This window comes from Erwinia sp. TECH1, assembly GCF_054057575.1.
This window is the reverse complement of the sequence record NZ_JBSRZK010000001.1, coordinates 2,126,743-2,144,453: the sequence shown is the minus strand read 5'-3', so window position 1 is coordinate 2,144,453 and position 17,711 is coordinate 2,126,743. Positions and strand designations below refer to the sequence as shown.

The window sequence follows — 17,711 nt, the reverse complement described above, 5'->3', positions numbered from 1 at the left end:
TACGGCCTAAAAATGTGGCAGAACGTAGAATACCATGCAAACTTCACTGTTCATGGGAGTTCTTTTTATGACATCTGCAAAAACGATTTTAATCACCGGCGTCAGCAGTGGCTTTGGCCGTGCACTGGCGCAGGAAGCCCTCGCCACAGGCCATCGGGTCATCGGTACCGTGCGCAGCCGCGAAGCACAGCAGGCTTTCGAGGCACTTAATTCGCAGCGGGCTTTCGGCCGTCTGCTTGATATCACGGACTTTGAGCGTATTGATGAGGTGGTTGCGGAGATTGAGTCTACCGTCGGTCCGGTTGATGTGCTGGTGAACAATGCCGGTTACGGCCATGAAGGCATAATGGAAGAATCGTCGCTCGCAGAGATGCGCCGCCAGTTTGAAGTCAATGTGTTTGGCGCAGTGGCGATGATCAAAGCCATGCTACCGGGCATGCGCCAGCGCCGTCACGGCCATATTATTAATATCGCCTCGATGGGCAGTTTCATTACCATGCCCGGCATCAGTTATTACTGCGGCAGCAAATTTGCACTAGAAGGAATATCAGAAACGTTAAGCAAAGAACTTGCCCTGTTCAACATATATGTGACCGCCGTGGCACCTGGCTCGTTTCGCACCGACTGGGCCGGACGATCGATGGTACGCAGCGCTCGCAGCATCTCGGACTACGACGCTTTATTTGATCCGATTCGTCAGGCACGTGAGGAAAAAAGCGGTAACCAACCCGGCGATCCCGTTAAGGCCGCACACGCCATGCTGGCAATAATTGAGAGTCAGAACCCACCAACGCATTTATTGTTAGGCAGTGATGCATTAAGTTTAGTGCGACAAAAGCTCGCGGCATTAGGTAAGGAAATAGAACAATGGGAAGAAATAACACGTTCAACGGACGGCTGATCAGCTGCTGAGACAGAGAGCATACTGGATAATGGATTATGGTGGGTCGCACAAGCGCTCATTTCGCTCGGGCATCGTGCTGATGCCCTTGCAGTTCAGCTTTTTTACTTTCAGAGCTTCCAGGCTTGCGGTGAAATCAATTTCCGCTCTTCGCTCATAGCAGACATTAATCTGAAGTTAATCCGCTTTGTGCCAAAAGCGGACGTTTGTGAATCGAGATGGTGTGATAGATGTTGTGTTTAATTCCGGGGACAGCTAACCAGTGTTAATGGCAGCGTATGCTGTCAGTTGATAAAAACTTCTGCCACCATGAAAATCCACATCAAAGTACCCACCATCAAAAATAACTTTAATGTATTATCGCTCAAAGGAAAATGATAGGTCGCAGCCACGCCTTTTTTTCGGGCGACAAGAAGTAAAACCGGCGGGAGTAACACTGCCCATATAACAAGTGCTATGCCAGCATAGGAAATGGCAAGCAGAAAACCATCAGGCTTGATAATACAAAACAGAGCCGGAGGTAAATACGTCAAAAGAACAGGTAACATTTCATTTTTCTTTACCATCCGGTTTTTCAATAAGTCACGAAAGTAATCACACAAACCTAACGAAGCTGAGAGCAAAGAAGATAATATGGCAAACATTGCGAAAAAAACCAGTATCACTTCCATTGATGCTACCGCTTTCGCGCCTTCAATCATTCTGATGAAAGGACCTATATTACCGCCGGAACGCTTGATTTCTGCAAAGGTGGCCTTATCAACCACACCCATAGATAGGGTTAACCAGTAATAGTAGATGAATGCCGAAATAAATACGCCTGCACATAAGCTTCCAACAACCTTTTTATAATTAGTCCGACCATAAATTTTGATGAGCGAGGGAATACTTCCATGAAACCCAAAGGATATAATGCAGACTGGAATGATTAAAATAAACGAAGAGACGCCATTTAATTCGGGGTTGTCAGTTAAATATTGAAGTTTGACACTTTCAAGCAAACTACCGGTGGCTAGGAAAAAAGTTATAAATTTTGCTGCAACGAAAAATGAAATAACGTAATTTGCTGTCGACCCACCCATGTAAATCAGAGATGAAACCAGAAAAGTGATTAACAAAACAGACCATGTCGCTCCATTAATGCCAAATAATTTATTAAGCACCCCGGAAAAGGCAGACGATGCGCCAGAGATATAAGCATAAGTGATTACATAGAGAACAAACAGAAAGCTTGCATTAACGATCACGCTGATCCTGTGGCCCAGAAGATCCTTTGTAAAAGTATGAAAGCTTGTCCCGGAAGGAAATCGCAAATTTACATCAACCAGCATTAATCCGGTTAGAAGCATGAAAAATGCTGAGATCGATAACGTGATTACCCCTTTTGTAAACCATACATTTTCAAGAGCCAGAGGAAGCGCAAACATGCCTCCACCCACTATCGTTGCAACCACTAAGGTTGTTCCATGGCTGAGCCCGGCAATATTTTTCATCATATTCCATTTCTCATAATGCCCGGCAAAGGCCGGGCAAAAGACAGACTACATTACTTCGTTATAGGCTAGTTTAAAACAGTTGTGAAAACGATCGATATGTTCTTTTTCATGTAATGCTGAAATAGCACACCTCAGTATGGCATTCCCCTCTGCGACCGTAGGGAACATCGCCACAGTAGTAGCGAATCCATGTTGGTGCATCTTCTTACACATCGTGATTGCGGTATCTTCATTACCGATGAGAATACCTCGTATCGGCATTCTTGTCCCTCTGTTGATGACGTCAGTATCAGCAAATTTTTCATCAAAATATGCGATAACGTCCTGCAACTGCACCTGTCTCCTGGCAACGGTGCCATCAAGGTGTAGGTCAGCAGCGGCCAGGCATGCCGCCATTCCCGGCAAGCTAGGAGGACCGCCAAATGCGTACGTGGTCCCGTAGGTTTTAATGAATTTAATCGTTTCCTCGAAGTTGCATGCAATAAATCCTCCATGCGAACCAAAAGCTTTAGACAGCGATCCCGCAATAATAATCCTGTCGTCCAGCTTATTGTCGAGGCATTCCATTACATAACCGGAGCCGTTTTCACCGAAGATAGAGGTTCCATGAGCGTCATCAATATAAGCATAACCATTATACTGACTAATTAACTTCGTCAGAAACTTAACCGGCGCCACGCCGCCCATAGAGCCTACACTGTCAGAGATAGATATCGGCGTAAGGCCATTATCATAGGCAAACTTAAATGCCTCTTCAATTTTTTTGTGATCCTGGAAATCTATACGCGCCACATCGCCAAATTGCTGCAACAGCCCCCGATTAATTTGCAAGGTAGCGTGCGCTGTTTTTTCAAGTATGAAATAAGGTTTATTGCTAAAAGTGTATTTTGGCAATGCCCCTGATGCCAGTAATGGCAAAACCGCGATATGACATGGCGTCACCGCATTGAAAGTAAGGGTGCATGCACCTTTCATGATGGCGCTTAGTTTACTTTCAGTATCCCTAAAAATGTCTGGCTTAATTCGCGTTCTTGCCACCGAAAGTTGTACGCCAAAACGCTCCATTGCTTCATATACAGCCACTTTAAGTTTTTTGTGCGTTTCGATACCAAGATAAGAGCAGGACACAAACTCGATCATTTCCCTTCCATCATCGAGTCTGATTTTTTTTCCCTCTCTTTCAGTGACAATCAACTCATTGATGTTTTCCGAAAAAACACGTGTTTGATATTTTACAGATTTCTCAATTTTGTTTCTTTGCCAGTTCTGCACTTCGCTCTCCTTAAATAGCTAACTACCAGTAATGACAAAATCGCCAGGGCTAATCCACTTAACCCCATCACTTTTTCAAATCCAATCCCTAAAGAAGTAGATTTTGTTACACAATAACTAATAACACCTGCACAGACAGTTTGCGTAAATCCGGTCAATGATGAAGCTACTCCCGTTTTATTACCTTTAATCTGCAATGCGGTGAAATGAGCGACTGGGTAATATGCACCTAATGTAAAATTGAACACAATGGCAGAGAGTAAATATAAAACTGGATCAGGATTTCCGATAATCAAAGGAACTAATGACAGTGCATTGATTCCAAAAAGTAAAAATGGATTTGTGAATGCGTTAAGCTTTGAAGCCTGATTTCCTGCTATGAAAAAAAGAACAGAAAGTGAAAAGACCAGTGAGTATTGAAAAGGCGTAAACTTTAAATTTTCAATAAAAATTACAGGCGTCAACGTAATAAAACAAAAAAGCGAACTCAGAATCAAGGAAACCAAAGCTGTCCCCGAAAAAAATTCGGTTGTCATAAAGCTGCCGTTATATTCTTCAGGCTTCTCTCCTGAACCAGGTAAACTTTTCGGAGCAAGAATGACCGTGATTATTCCAAAAATGAACATCGTTAAAAATATGTAGTTCCAGCTTACATAACCCAGCATTGCTCCGCCCGCGAGCGGTGCGAGCAGAGGAACTATAGCACTGGCAGAGGAAATGTCAGATAGGGCTTTTTTTAAGCTTTCAGCTGGAAAACTATCTTTTGCGATAGCTCTGGATAATACCGGTCCTGCGCCAGCACCCACGGCCTGTATAAATCTTCCTGCCATAAGTAAATAGATATTTTCAGCCATATAGCACAGCAGGCTACCTGCTGAAAAAACGATAAAACCTGCCGTTATCGTTTTTATTTTTCCTAACCTTTCACTTACAAAGCCTACACATAACTGGCTGATAGCATAAATGATAAGAAACCCGCTGACCGAAAGCTGAATAAGCGAATAATCAACCTGAAAAACTTTTTGCAGATCTGGCAGAGCCGGAACAATCATGTCGGTAGCCAGAGCTGACACAGATGCAGCCATTACAAGATATAAATACACTCGGTTCATAATCAAAATTAGCTTAAGCTCTAAAGAGCAACCAAGCTATCAAAACAACTTATAAATATCAATTTATCTTATGTAATCATAGTGCTATACAGCGTTCAGCTAAAAAAAACCTCCTTTAAATAAAAATAATATTAAAATCAATAACATATTAATTAACTGCACGATTAATGATCAACTCTTTAAGGTATTCTGTTCACGAAAAAAACAATTTAATTCCGGTTAGAAATCTATTTGTAAAATAATGATTACACAGATAGTGCTACTGAAAGGAAAGAATTAAGAATCATTCACCGCAAACCCAGCAATAACGATAGATGATAAAATCGTGATCGGTTTTTAACCACATGACAGATAGGAATCTGCTAAAAAAGTGATTTGTTAACTTTACACTTTTATGTGACATTTTTATAACAAATGAAGATGGAACTGTTGACTGGTAGCGCCTCATATATTAAATGAGGTTATCTGATGCGGTGCGCCTGAATGATGAGGCAGGTCGTTTCGCCGGCATCGCGCTGGCTATGGTAAGGGTTGACTACTTCCGGCAGTTCTACAGTTACTATACGCTGCATGAACGCGACGTCCTGGCGCTGATACTGGTTGACACCTCCGTGTTGTATATACGCCCTTTTCCGGACACGCCCATTAACCGCAGCCTTTCCTCCAGCCCGCTGTTCACAACGGTCCTGAAAACGTCAGCCAGTGGCAGCGCTACGTGGCGTTCAGCACTGGACGGCGTCGAGCGGGTATATGGCTACGCCCGTCTTGAGCAGTATCCCCTGATAGTCACGGCGGGATATGACCGTGATGCAATCAGGACGGCGTGGTTCTCTGCCAACGCTGCCGACGTTGTGCTGAACCTCGTGTTGCTTGTAATGATTACCGGCATGGGTATGTTTGTGCTCCGGCAGGTAAAGGCTAACGTCAGAAACCAGCTTGAACTTTCTGACGGCCAGGCAGACCAGGCTGACCGTCTTAAGCAGCAGGCTGACAGGGCGCTTTATAAGGCGAAAAGCAACGACCGTAACCGCATTCATGACATGAGTTAAAATGGTTTTCCGGGTAAGGGCATGCTGTCCGGCGCTGGGAAGATTTGTCCCCACTTATTGAGACCTGTCTTTCATTATTGCCGATTCTGTTCGCATATTTATCGCTGGTAAATGCGCTACCGGCACAGAGCTGACTGCTGCATAAGACGATGTCCGCTTTGTGCCAGAAGCGGCCCCTTATAATGCATGCCAGCCATAGCGCGGCGCGAGAATTTTTGTCCCTGTTAAATGGCTAATCAGGACGTTCAGCATCTTCTTCTTGTCGCGCATACACTACCAACCTCAAATGTCGATCTTCATCCACAGTTAGTGACGTAAATTCAAAAGGCACAGGCTGTTCCTCTATCAGCAAATGACGGATTCCATTGCATGGCGCGTGAACCTGATGTTGTCGCCACCAGACTTTGAACTCTGGCGAGACATGTTCCAGCTTATTTACCAGTTCAGGTATATCCGTACTTTGGCTGGCGCGAGTGAAATCACGGCGAAAGCTTGACAGCATCAGGGGAGCCTGTTCATGCCAGGCAACGACTCGTTTCTGAAGAGCGCAATCGGTGAAAAGTAGCCAGAGAAGGTTACGCCACTCGGGTACATGACTGCCAAAATTAAATAGTTCGTCGGCTAATGCATTAAAACCCAGAACGTCCCAGCGCAGATTGAGCACAAAAGCAGGGTGCGGAAGATCGTGCATCAGGCGCCGCACAAGTGGCGGCAGTACGCACCAGGTTTTTCCAGGTTCGGCCGGAGGGCGCTCATGTGCAAGCATAAACAGGTGTCGGCGTTCAGCGGCATCCAGTTTCAGTACCCGCGCCAGATTATCCAGAAAGTTGGACGACACGCCAATATCCCGGCCCTGCTCAAGCCATGTGTACCAGGTAAGGCCGACGCCTGCAAGTGCCGCGACTTCTTCACGTCGAAGGCCTGGCGTCCGACGCCGGGTTCCGCTGGGAAGCCCTGCCTCGGCAGGTGAAAGGCGTTCCCGATGCGCCCGCAGGAAGGCGGCCAGGTCAGTACGTGATCGATTCAGGGTCCGCATCGCTTATCTCATTGCTTAAAGTAATAGTATAAAGCGTTAAATTGTAATGGTTTAAAGAGAAGAAGAGAATCGTTGCATACTTTCTTACACTGGATATGCAATATGAGTTCATCTCCCGGTCTTACCCTATCTTCCAAACATGTTTCTTGTAAAACGCCTCCCTGGGCCGGTTTGTCCGTATTACTCCTTGCAGGATTTGTTACCATCTTTGATCTGTTTGTTGTTAACGTCGCCATCCCCAGTATCCAGACCGGGCTGGGCGCGAATTTTGCGCAGATTGGGCTTATTGTCGCCGGGTATGAACTCGCCTTTGGCGTTTTGTTGATTACCGGTGGTCGACTGGGGGACATGTTTGGCCGCCGTCGATTATTCATTGCTGGTATGGCTGGCTTTACGCTGGCCTCGGCTTTTTGTGGTCTGGCGCCAGGGACTGATTATCTTATCTGCGCCCGGATTTTGCAGGGGCTGGCTGCAGCATTATTGTTCCCGCAGGTTTATGCCTCTATTCGCGTTAACTTTGAGGATAATGACCGGCGCAAAGCCTTTGGCTTGCTGGGGATGACGCTGGGGCTAGCCGCTATTGCCGGTCAGGTGCTGGGCGGATGGCTGGTACAGGCGGACTTGTTCGGTCTTAGCTGGCGCAGCATTTTTCTTATTAATCTGCCAGTTGGAGTCTTCGCCATTCTTGCAGCACGATCAATTCCCGAATCCCGTGCCCCGCAGAGACCGCTACTGGACTGGACAGGCGTACTGTTGGTCAGCTGCGGACTGGTGCTGGTGTTGGTTCCGTTAATAGAAGGACCAGTTCAGGGCTGGCCTGAATGGAGCCGCTGGGCACCAGGTATAGCACTGGCTTTACTGGTGCTCTTTTATCGGCAACAGGAGCAACGTCGAATGGCAGGCAAGTGGCCACTGGTAGATATGCGGCTGATGGCGAATGGCTATTTCTCGCTGGGAACGATGCTGGTGCTGTTGGTTTACTCTACCTCAAGTTCATTCTTTCTCTGTTTTGCTTTACTGGTACAGACGGGGCTGGGTCTGGATGCCTTCAAGGCAGGAAGTATCTTTGCGCCCTGTAGCGTCGGTTTTGTTCTTGCATCCCTGGCTGCGCCACGACTGGTTGCCAGATGGGGAACATATACGCTTTTTTTTGGCGCGTTAATCTATGCGGTCTTCATTGCAATAATGATTTTTCAGGTATGGATGTCAGGATCAGAATTGAAACCAGTGCAGTTAATTCCGGCACTTATTATGGTCGGTGCTGGCCAAGGTTATATTATGACGCCATTACTGAACCTGGTATTGGGTTTTGTTGAAGAAGCGAAATCTGGCATGGCAGCTGGAGTTATCTCGACAGTCCAGCAAATCGGGGCTGCTCTGGGCGTAGCCGTCGTTGGCATTCTGTTTAATGGTGCTCTTTCAAAAACGACTGACCTGTCACAAGCTGGGCAGTATGCTTCCGCGTTTGTTGCCGGGATGCTGTACAACCTCGCTGCGGCAGCATTAATCTGCCTGTTATTGCTGATTTTAAAAAAAATGCAACGGACAGAAAATTGACCTGATTTCATCAGCGGCCTCTTGAGGCTGGCAGAAACGGATCGATTGGTCAGGTCTTCATAAGAATGATGTCCGCTTTTCGCTCATAGCAGACCTTTAGCGCCTACCGTCCGCTTTGTGCCAGAAGCGGACGTGCTCATGAGACATCTGCATTTTTGATACTGAGCCACACGAGACATCAACTAGTCGCTGACAATAGTGAATATTTTCTGTTCAAGGCGTTTTGCACTATCACAATCATGGGCGAACTGAGTAATGGTTGGTTTACGTTTACAGAGTTCACGCATTCTGCGGGTTGAGTCGTGATGTAACTTTGCATTAACTGCAACACCATCAATGCGGCCTTCCAGCATATAGCTTTCCTGATACGCAGCATCCCCTGCGATCAACACATAGTGAGTGCCTGTATCTACCACGACTGACTGGTGCCCAAGAGTATGTCCCGGGGTTGGAACAATTCTTACTGCGCCGTCTTTCGTTACTACCATGCTTCTGTCAAAACTCTCGAACGGCCCGTCATCATGTGTAGTGATGGTCGGTTTAAGCCATTTGGGATAATGCATGTTAAGGAAACCCTGCACTGGCCCACTCCATGCAAGGGCGTCATGCGCCTCTTTTTTGCTCAGGATTATCTCACTGTCAGGAAAGTGCCCGATTCCTCCTGCGTGATCGCCGTGCATATGCGTCATTATCACCCATCTTATCTCCCGCAGATTGAATCCAAGTGCCTGAATTCCTGCATTCACTTCTTCTTCAGGTTTGACCCATCTTCTCTCGCACTTCTGCATAAATGGGTGCCACCAGGGTTGATATCCGGGATCGTTTGCGTGTGAGCTTTCGCCCGTATCTACTAAGATAAGCCCTTCCGGATGTTCAATCAGCCAGCATCCGATCGGAAGACGAGGACTCCAGTCTTTGTCTGTCAGGACATCGACTACACGGGCAGGACGAGCCTCGTAACGTGCCAGTTGATGCCGGCTTTTAATCTGGACGTCTCCGGTTTGCAGGCAATGTATTTTCATGTCATCCTCTTAACGCAACAAGTGTTGCAATAAATCTTAGGCTTTAATCATGATGAGAGCAATACCTGAGGAAAAAGGTTCACTCGACGCAGTAAAAGAGAGAACGGGTGGGCGCAGTGCGAAAGTCAGAGAGGCTGTATTACAGGCTGCCCGACAGATACTCATGCAAGAAGGGGCGAATGCCTTAACGCACCGTAAAGTGGCACATATTGCCGGAGTAAACGCCTCCACGGTCTATCGCCGATGGCCTGACAGAACAAGGTTGATTGCCGATGTGTTCAGAAGTACAGCTGAAAGCATGGTCTCCATTCCAGACAGCGGCAGCCTGCATCTTGATTTGTACGAATTCTTAAAGATGATAACCAGTATGCTTTCTTCATCAGAGGGCAGGAAAATGATACAAGGCGCGATCGATGCCACTTCGTCAGGCGACGAATTGGTTGGATCGGCAATTCGGGACGTATGGGAGCAGAGATTTCAGCAGGCAGAGATGATGTTCGAACGGGCAATCCGGCGCGGTGAAGCTGGCTTTGAGGGGCAACGCAGAGCCATACTTGAAACGCTTATTGCACCTGTATGGTTCAGAATTTTGATTACTCAAGAGCCTGTAGACGAGGAATATCTGGCTGCAAATGTCACCCGAATTTTAAAGCAGATGTCATGAAACCGGTATTGATTAATGCTCGATCCTGAAGGGATCCCTGGTTGTACTTTCTTAAAAAACGCTTTGTGAGATCGGATCCAGGCCCCCTTCTCACGCCTGGCCGCCGGTTGTCCTGCCGGAGGTTCAGTGTGAGAAGCGGACACAGGTTCTCAGGGTGCGTGAAACTTAAACTACCTCGCTCAAACTTGTGTCAGCCCACCATCCACACAAATTTCCGCTCCGGCTATATAGCTGCTTTCGTCACTCGCGAGGAATAATGCTGCATTGGCAACTTCTTCAGGCCTGCCCATTCTTGCTAAAGGAATGGCGCTGATTATCCCGTTGCGTAGCTCTTCAGAGGCTGCCTGCATCATCTCCGTATCAACAGGGCCAGGGGCGACAACATTAATGCGAATGCCCCGCTCGGAGAGTTCACGTGTCCATGTGCGGGCAAAAGAACGAAGCGCCGCCTTACTGGCACCGTATACGCCATATCCCTGAGTGCCAAGGACATCGGCGACAGAACCTATCAATACCACGCTGGCGCCCGCTTTCATCAGGGGAAGTGCGGCCTGGAGAGCAAACAGCGGTGAGCGCACGTTCAAACCGAAAGTAGTATCAAAATGCGCTGGGGTGACTTCATCAAGGGTCGAGTATGTCGACATGCCGGCATTGATCACCAGCACATCTATCTGGCCGGACTCCGTCTTAATCAGCTCAGCTATACGCGTCAGTTCGCTTATCTGGCTGACATCGGCACGTAGCGGCCTGGCATCGCCCGCTATGGTGTGGCTGGCTGCTGCTAATTCCTCGTTGCGGCGCGAGGTGAACCAGGTTGTTGCCCCTTCACTGGCAAATCGCTGGCTGATAGCAAGACCAATGCCTTTGGCGCCGCCGAGTATCAGGGCAACTTTATTATTTAACCTACTCATCTGCTCACTCCTGTCGGGATGGAAAACAGATGATATAATTTTTATACTTAATAACAATTACGCACTTTGTTTATACCAGGTATTCCGGAGTATATCGCTATGAATCAGACTGACTGTAATGACCTGAAAGAAATAGGAAAAACCCGCCCGGTTCTTGAGAATATAACCAATAAATGGTCGATTTTAATTCTTACCGTGCTTTGTAGTGAACCCGTGCGCTTTAATGAACTGCGCCGCCGACTGGACGGCATTACGCACAAGGCTTTGGCTGATGCGCTTAAGCGGCTTGAGCGCAATGGACTGGTTCATCGAAAGGTACTGTCTGGTTCGCCAGTGAGCGTGGAGTACAGTCTTACCGCACTCGCGCAGACGCTCCAGGACCCTTTTAATGCGCTGTACGAATGGGCGCTAAAATATGGCCCTGAAATGGCACAGGCTCAGTTGATATATGACGCTAAACATGCGGAAAAACTTTGCTGAATCAGCGAAACGTTGGGTAACCTTGCGATGAGCCGCCTGGCCTTTCGGGTTGTTGCAGGCTTTAAGGAGGCGAAAGCATCCGCTGCTTTCTGTTACGAAGAATTAATCGCGCAGCAGCGTCAGCACGTTTTGCGCCTGCTGGTTGGCCATCTTCGTGACCGCATTTTGCCCCTGCTCTTTGATCTGCGCCATAGCCAGCTTGCTGGCTTCCTGCGCGTAGTCGGCGTCCTGAATGCGGCTCTGTGCCGCCTGCGTCGCGATACTCTGCTGTGACAGCACCGATTTGTTGGACTCGTAACGGTTGATCTTCGAGCCATAATCGGAACGGTAGCTGCTGACTTTGTTCAATGCCGCATCCAGCGCGCCCATCGCCGTACGAATGGCACCATCGGTCAGCAGGCTGGTGTTGTCCAGACCCAGCGTTTTGGTATCGGACGGCGTCGGCCCCAGGGTATCCGACTGGATCGGCTGACCATAGTTGGCGCTGGTGATCACCTCTAAAGGCTGGCTCTGTTTCGGCGGCACCGCTGGCGTGGCGGTCGGCTGCGGCAACGAGCCCCACGTCAGGTTGCTGTTAAACGAACCGTTGCCCACCACCACCACGATAAGATCTTCACTGACGTTATCAATGCTGACCCGTTCCAGGGTATTGCTGGTTACCGTGCCGTCGTTCGCCGCGCCCGTGGCCGCATCTTCATAGCGATCGCCGTCGCCGCTATAGGTGATGCTCATCCCGTTATAGCTGGAGGTTTCGCTGCCGTTCAACGCCCACGCCGGGCCGCCTTCATTCAGACCTGAAGCGTCGTAGCTGGCGCCGCTGCTGAAACCGTTGCTGACGCTCATCAGCTTGCTGGTCGCGGAGGCGGCATCGGTGACGCCTTTACTGGCCCACGTAAAGTCGGGCGTGCCGCCTTCGATCGGCGTGCCGGCCAGATGCTTGCCGTCGCGCGTGAACAGCTGCACATCGTCATCCATGCTCAAGGAATCAACGGTAATAGAAATATTCGTGGTGCCGGCCGGAATATACGCCAGCGAAATCACGCCGGAGTTAAAGGAGTAGTTCTGTCCGGCTATCGGGAATTTAGTGCCGATAGGCGCAACGTTGCCCAACAGCACCGGCGGCAGCTCCGGCTTATCGGTCGCCAGAGGAAACTGCCCAAAAATTTCCGTGCCGCTGGCGATGCCGTTGATGCTTGCCAGCAGCTGTTGATATTCCGCGTTATAGCTCTGGCGGTCGGACACTGACATAGTGCCGTTGGCCGCGCGTACCGCAAGGCTTTTTGCCTTGATCAGCATATCGCCAATGTTGCCCAGCGCGCTTTCCGCCGTCTGCGCGTAGCTGATAGCGTCGTTAAGGCCGCGTGTTACCGCGCTGTCGGCGTTGACGTTCGCCTGCATACGGTTGGCGATAGCCTGCCCCGCCGCGTCGTCGCGCGCGCCATTAATGCGAAAACCAGAGGAAAGCCGCTCAATAGATTGCGCCAGCAGCGAGCTGTTCGCCGCTCGGGCATTGCCCGTGGCCAGCGCAGTTTCATTGTTGTAAATCGTTAACATTATCACTCTGCACAATTATTGAGGTAGTGAAGTTATCGGCTGCAGCCAGGACGGCTTTAGACGGCACGATTAATCTTTACACAACCCAAATAAATCTCGCCTTTCCGCGCCAGAGGCCAACATGGCGCACGGTTGGATAAGTTATTTTTCACTCATTAATAACTTATGATGCACTTAACTGCGCGGTTTTAGCTCGTTGAGTCGCGCCAGATGACGGCAGAAACGTGATAATCCTCTATTTTTTGTGAAATGGCGTGCATAAACCACGCATAATATTGCTTAAGTTTGCTGCGGTAAGAGAAATATCCAGCTGTTACAGACAGGTTATTAATAGGGCTTTTTGCGCAACCCTTAACCTTGATACAGAGCAATATGTTTAACATTTATGTAAAAAAAGCAGTTTATAGCAGGCACGGGCTTTTCAAATGTAATAAACACTAATAAAACTGCGCTTGACCTTATTTGAAAAAAGGCTTGCCTGACAGCACGCAATCGGCGAAATTAACCGCCGATTTTCCGAATTTATAACTATGCGGCTAAAGCCCGTCCTGATGAAAACCGACTTAATTTTCGCTTCAAATCAGGCGATTGACTCCAGAGGTATCCGTGTCAACTGCAAACAAACATCCTGAGAACACCAGTCTCAACGCGTTTAAACAGCCCCGATCCTTTTATTTAATTTTTTCGATTGAGCTCTGGGAACGATTTGGTTACTACGGCCTACAGGGCATCATGGCGGTTTATCTCGTCAAGATGCTGGGCATGTCCGAAGAGCAGTCTATTACGCTGTTCGCCTCTTTCAGCGCGCTGGTTTACGGCCTGATAGCCGTTGGCGGCTGGCTGGGCGATAAGGTGCTCGGCACCAAACGTGTTATTGTGCTGGGCACGCTGGTGCTGGCGCTGGGCTACGCGCTGGTGGCCTGGTCAGGCCATGACGTCAGCATGGTCTATATCGGCATGGCAACGATTGCCGTCGGTAACGGCCTGTTTAAAGCGAATCCCTCTTCGCTACTCTCTACCTGTTATGAAAAAGACGATCCCCGCCTGGACGGCGCCTTCACCATGTATTACATGGCGATCAATATCGGCTCCTTTTTCTCCATGCTGGCCACGCCCTGGCTGGCCGCGCACTATGGCTGGAACGTCGCCTTCTCACTCTCTTTTGTCGGCATGCTGATCACCCTGGTGAACTTTATGATTTGCCGCCGCTGGGTGAAAGATCATGGTTCTAAGCCTGACTTCCAGCCGTTGCAGGTAGGCAAGCTGCTGGCAACGATAGTCGGTATCGCGGTGCTGATCGTCATTGCGACCTGGATGCTGCACAATCAGGGCGTCGCGCGTCTGCTGCTGGCAGTGGTCGCTATCGGCATCGTGCTGCTGTTCGCTAAAGAAACTTTTGCCTTACAGGGCGCGCCGCGCCGCAAGATGATCGTCGCGTTTCTGCTGATGGTGGAAGCCATCGTGTTCTTCGTGCTCTATATGCAGATGCCGACCTCGCTGAACTTCTTCGCCATCCGCAACGTCGAGCACAGCATCCTGGGCCTGACCTTCCAGCCCGAGCAGTATCAGGCGCTGAATCCTTTCTGGATCATGATTTTCAGCCCGCTGCTGGCGGCAATCTATAACAAGATGGGCGACCGCCTGCCGATGCCGCACAAGTTTGCGCTGGGCATGGTGCTTTGCTCCATCGCTTTCCTCGTGCTGCCGCTGGGCGCGAAATTCGCCAACGATCTGGGTATCGTGTCGGTGGGCTGGCTGATCCTGAGCTATGCGCTGCAAAGCGTGGGCGAGCTGATGATCTCCGGGCTGGGCCTGGCGATGGTCGCCCAGCTGGTGCCGCAGCGTCTGATGGGCTTTATTATGGGCTCCTGGTTCCTGACCACGGCAGGCGCTGCCATGGTGGCCGGTAAAGTTGCCAACATGATGGCGGTGCCGGAAAACATCACCGATCCGCTGCAGTCGCTGCACGTTTATGGCGACGTCTTTTTGCAGATCGGTATCGTGACCGGCGTTATTGCTGTTCTGATGATGCTGACCGCGCCTAAACTGAACCGCATGACGCAGAACTGATATCGACTTAGTGCTGAAAAGGGTGACGCCACGTCACCCTTTTTTATTGACGGCCAACGTTGAGGCGGCAAACTCCACCGCCAGCCCGGCGGCGGGCAGCAGCTGGCGAAAACGTACTATTTTTTCCGGCGCGATCAGCAGGCAACGTTCTTCCCCCTCCTTTTGTGGCCAGACAAGCTCCGCCGTTCCCTGAATATGCAGCGCCGCGCCCTGATGAAAATCCATAATCAGCAGCGCGCAGCGAGGCGCCAGCAGCAGATTCCCCAGCGTATTCATATAACGGTTGCCCGCGTAGTCAACGATCGCCAGCTTCCCCTGCGTCATCCCGATAAAACCCGGCGGCCCGCCGCGATGGGAAATATCCGCGCCCTGCTGCGGCGCGCGGCTGGCGATAAAGCAGGTATCCGCGGCGGCGATCAGGTAGCGCGCATCGGCATCCAGCGCGGCCAGCGGCTCCCGCTCCGGCTGTCGCAGCGGCTGGTGCTCAGGCAAGATCCGCCGCTGAATATATTTTGGGCAGTTGCCAAAGCTTTCCTGCACGGCGAGCGTCACAAAATCTGGCGTAACGCTGGCGATCGTGCCGTTGACCCGATTGCGCCGCCGGTTGGAAAAATCGAGGCCCAGGCCGCCCGCCGTCATGCCGGGTCTTAAAGCCGGCAGACCGGGAAAAGTCCTTAAGGAAGCGGTGGCTATGCGCAGATGGTTCTCATCCGTTGCCTGCACAAATCCTGGCTCGCCCTGCAAAACGGCCGCAACCGGATAGCCGGCGGCATCGATCGTGCTGAAATAAAACTGGCTCAGCCCGGCGTAAAACAGCTGGTGCTGTTGCGGCATTGCCGTATAGATGGCGGCGCTTTCGGGGCTAAAGCCCGCCTTTTGCTGCGCCAGACGTTCGCCGGAGTGGAACATGGTTACGCTTCCTGTGGATGCGGCAGCGGCGGCAGCGCAATAAATCCCGGCAGCGCCTCAACGTTTTGCAGCCATTGGCGAATAGCCGGATAGTCGCGCAGCGAAATGCCGCCTTCCGGCGCGCAGGCGACGTAGGCATAGCAGGCCAAATCGGCAAGCGTCGCGCTGTCGCCCACCAGCCAGCTTTTGCCGCCTAAATGCGCCTCCATCTGCGGTAAAAATTTACGCGCTGTCGCCACTGCCGAGTCATAATTCTCTGGCGTGCCGAACTGTTTAATCAGCCGCGCCGAGGCAACCCCGTAGCGAATTTCGCCTGCGGCCTTGCCCAGCCATTGCTGCACCTGGGCTTGCTGATGCAGATCCTGCGGCAGCCACTGGCTGTCCGGCGCATAGCGTTTTACCAGCCAGATCAGTATCGCGTTGCTGTCGGTAATGACGTGCTCGCCATCCACCAGCACCGGCACCTGTCCCAGCGGATTCAGCGCCAGAAAAGCGGCGCTTTTTCTGACATCGGCACCAGCCTCTTTCAGGGTGGTCGGCAGGTTCAGCATAGCCAGCAGCAGCCGGACGCGATGCACGTGCCCCGAAAGTTCCGTTCCATAAAGCGTTAAGGTAGTCATGACGTTTCTCCTCTGTTTTTTCCAGCATACTCTTGCTGAAAACGGCGTAAACCGGCAAAGATAGCAATTCATAATTTCATAAAGTGAAACGGTGATGGATAAACTCGACGAGCTGGCGGTCTTTGTCGCCGTGGTGCAGCAGGGAAGCCTGGCGGCGGCGGCCCGCATGCTGCGGCGTTCTCCGGCGGCGATAACCCGCACGCTGGCCGCGCTGGAGCAGCGCCTGGCCTGTACGCTGATAGAGCGTACCACGCGTCGCCTGGCGCCGACGCCCGCAGGCGTTGCGCTGTTTGTACGGGCAAAAGGCGTGCTGGACGCTTATCAACAGGCGCTTTCCGCCAGCGACGGCAATCCGCTCAGCGGCCAGCTTAGCCTGACCGCGCCGGTGCAGTTTGGCCGCAGGCATGTCGCCCCGCTGGTGCTGACGTTTCTGGAGCGCTATCCGGATATCCAAATCGATTTACAGCTCAACGACGGCTATCAGGATCTGATTGAGCAAGGGCTGGATATGGCGGTGCGCATTGGGCAGCTGCGCGACTCTTCGCTGGTTGCCGTCGAGGTCGGCCGCGTGCGGCGCCTGCTGGTCGCAAGCCCGGACTATCTGGCCCGCATGGGCGAGCCTTTATCGCCTGCCGCGCTGGCGGATCACCATCTGATTGCCGGTGTGACAGCCAGTAAAACGTGGCGCTTTACCGCCGCTGGCTTGCAGGAGCGCGTTCGCATCACGCCCAGGCTAACCGTTAACGAGGTGGAAACCCAGCTGATCGCCGCCCGCGCGGGAAAAGGCATCGCCCGCCTGCTCTCCTATCAGGTTTACGAGGATCTACAGGCGGGAACGCTGTGCGAAGTGCTGCCCGCGTTTCGTTGCGCCGCCGTTCCGGTGCAGCTGGTGACGCAGAATGTCAAATATATGCCCGCCCGCGTGCGGGCATTCTGGGAGCTGGCTCGCGCCGCGCTGCCCGAGCTTGCCTGTTTTCAGACCAATAAGCCGGGCCAGCCCGAAAAAGAGATCGATTAAGCCAGCCGCGTACGCAAAGCCGCTGACTTTTTGAGCAGAC

General features: G+C 50.9%; 16 protein-coding genes. 7 read left to right on the top strand and 9 right to left on the bottom strand.

Features of this window, described 5'->3' with window-relative positions; all coding sequences use genetic code 11:
* Positions 1-67 precede the first annotated feature (67 nt).
* Positions 68-901, top strand: coding sequence for an oxidoreductase (locus ACVWZ0_RS10120; protein ID WP_253461003.1), 834 nt, complete (start codon positions 68-70; stop codon positions 899-901).
* A gap of 284 nt (positions 902-1,185) precedes the next feature.
* On the opposite strand, the gene ACVWZ0_RS10115 is transcribed toward ACVWZ0_RS10120, so the two are convergent.
* The 3 genes from ACVWZ0_RS10115 to ACVWZ0_RS10105 are packed head-to-tail and all read right to left on the bottom strand — an operon-like array spanning position 1,186 to position 4,781.
* A complete protein-coding gene (locus ACVWZ0_RS10115) occupies positions 1,186-2,397 on the bottom strand; it encodes an aromatic amino acid transport family protein (RefSeq protein WP_253454406.1) in 1,212 nt (403 codons plus the stop codon).
* Between the two features lie 45 nt (positions 2,398-2,442).
* Positions 2,443-3,669 carry an aminotransferase class I/II-fold pyridoxal phosphate-dependent enzyme gene (locus tag ACVWZ0_RS10110; protein ID WP_253454407.1) on the bottom strand — a complete coding sequence of 409 codons (1,227 nt, stop codon included), beginning with the start codon at positions 3,667-3,669 and terminating at the stop codon, positions 2,443-2,445.
* On the bottom strand, positions 3,630-4,781 hold the full coding sequence (locus tag ACVWZ0_RS10105; protein WP_253454408.1) for an MFS transporter: 1,152 nt from the start codon (positions 4,779-4,781) through the stop codon (positions 3,630-3,632). Before ACVWZ0_RS10105 ends, ACVWZ0_RS10110 begins: the two co-directional genes overlap by 40 nt.
* Positions 4,782-5,236: 455 nt before the next feature.
* On the opposite strand from ACVWZ0_RS10105, the gene ACVWZ0_RS10100 reads away from it, so the two are divergent.
* Positions 5,237-5,830, top strand: coding sequence for a PDC sensor domain-containing protein (locus tag ACVWZ0_RS10100; protein WP_253454409.1), 594 nt, complete (start codon positions 5,237-5,239; stop codon positions 5,828-5,830).
* Between the two features lie 232 nt (positions 5,831-6,062).
* On the opposite strand, the gene ACVWZ0_RS10095 is transcribed toward ACVWZ0_RS10100, so the two are convergent.
* The gene (locus ACVWZ0_RS10095; RefSeq protein WP_253454410.1) at positions 6,063-6,866 is read right to left on the bottom strand and encodes a helix-turn-helix transcriptional regulator; all 804 of its coding nucleotides are present in this window, start codon (positions 6,864-6,866) and stop codon (positions 6,063-6,065) included.
* Between the two features lie 102 nt (positions 6,867-6,968).
* Here ACVWZ0_RS10095 and ACVWZ0_RS10090 point away from each other — a divergent pair, with 102 nt between their 5' ends.
* On the top strand, positions 6,969-8,423 hold the full coding sequence (locus tag ACVWZ0_RS10090) for an MFS transporter (RefSeq protein WP_253454411.1): 1,455 nt from the start codon (positions 6,969-6,971) through the stop codon (positions 8,421-8,423).
* Between the two features lie 182 nt (positions 8,424-8,605).
* Here ACVWZ0_RS10090 and ACVWZ0_RS10085 read toward each other — a convergent pair whose 3' ends face one another.
* Positions 8,606-9,445 (bottom strand): N-acyl homoserine lactonase family protein, encoded by an 840-nt coding sequence (locus ACVWZ0_RS10085; protein WP_253454412.1) that lies wholly within the window; start codon positions 9,443-9,445, stop codon positions 8,606-8,608.
* A 49-nt stretch (positions 9,446-9,494) separates the two neighbouring features.
* On the opposite strand from ACVWZ0_RS10085, the gene ACVWZ0_RS10080 reads away from it, so the two are divergent.
* Positions 9,495-10,109 (top strand): TetR/AcrR family transcriptional regulator, encoded by a 615-nt coding sequence (locus ACVWZ0_RS10080; protein ID WP_253454413.1) that lies wholly within the window; start codon positions 9,495-9,497, stop codon positions 10,107-10,109.
* A 179-nt stretch (positions 10,110-10,288) separates the two neighbouring features.
* Here the strand turns inward: ACVWZ0_RS10080 and ACVWZ0_RS10075 are convergent, their stop codons facing one another.
* Positions 10,289-11,020 (bottom strand): SDR family NAD(P)-dependent oxidoreductase, encoded by a 732-nt coding sequence (locus ACVWZ0_RS10075; protein ID WP_253454414.1) that lies wholly within the window; start codon positions 11,018-11,020, stop codon positions 10,289-10,291.
* A gap of 99 nt (positions 11,021-11,119) precedes the next feature.
* Between ACVWZ0_RS10075 and ACVWZ0_RS10070 the strand changes: the two genes are divergently transcribed.
* Positions 11,120-11,500: a winged helix-turn-helix transcriptional regulator gene (locus ACVWZ0_RS10070; protein WP_253454415.1), complete on the top strand. Its 381-nt coding sequence runs from the start codon at positions 11,120-11,122 to the stop codon at positions 11,498-11,500.
* Between the two features lie 102 nt (positions 11,501-11,602).
* Here the strand turns inward: ACVWZ0_RS10070 and ACVWZ0_RS10065 are convergent, their stop codons facing one another.
* Positions 11,603-13,054 (bottom strand): flagellin N-terminal helical domain-containing protein, encoded by a 1,452-nt coding sequence (locus ACVWZ0_RS10065; protein ID WP_253454416.1) that lies wholly within the window; start codon positions 13,052-13,054, stop codon positions 11,603-11,605.
* Positions 13,055-13,660: 606 nt separating this feature from the next.
* Here ACVWZ0_RS10065 and dtpA point away from each other — a divergent pair.
* Positions 13,661-15,124 (top strand): dipeptide/tripeptide permease DtpA, encoded by a 1,464-nt coding sequence (gene dtpA, locus ACVWZ0_RS10060; RefSeq protein WP_253454417.1) that lies wholly within the window; start codon positions 13,661-13,663, stop codon positions 15,122-15,124.
* A 33-nt stretch (positions 15,125-15,157) separates the two neighbouring features.
* On the opposite strand, the gene ACVWZ0_RS10055 is transcribed toward dtpA, so the two are convergent.
* Together ACVWZ0_RS10055 and ACVWZ0_RS10050 are read right to left on the bottom strand one after the other, a co-directional pair.
* Positions 15,158-16,033, bottom strand: coding sequence for a pyridoxamine 5'-phosphate oxidase family protein (locus ACVWZ0_RS10055; RefSeq protein ID WP_253454418.1), 876 nt, complete (start codon positions 16,031-16,033; stop codon positions 15,158-15,160).
* Positions 16,034-16,035: 2 nt separating this feature from the next.
* Entirely contained in the window at positions 16,036-16,653 is a 618-nt protein-coding gene (locus tag ACVWZ0_RS10050) for a glutathione S-transferase family protein (protein ID WP_253454419.1), read from the bottom strand.
* Positions 16,654-16,747: 94 nt separating this feature from the next.
* Here ACVWZ0_RS10050 and ACVWZ0_RS10045 point away from each other — a divergent pair, with 94 nt between their 5' ends.
* Positions 16,748-17,671: a LysR family transcriptional regulator gene (locus tag ACVWZ0_RS10045; protein WP_253454420.1), complete on the top strand. Its 924-nt coding sequence runs from the start codon at positions 16,748-16,750 to the stop codon at positions 17,669-17,671.
* Positions 17,672-17,711: the final 40 nt, after the last annotated feature.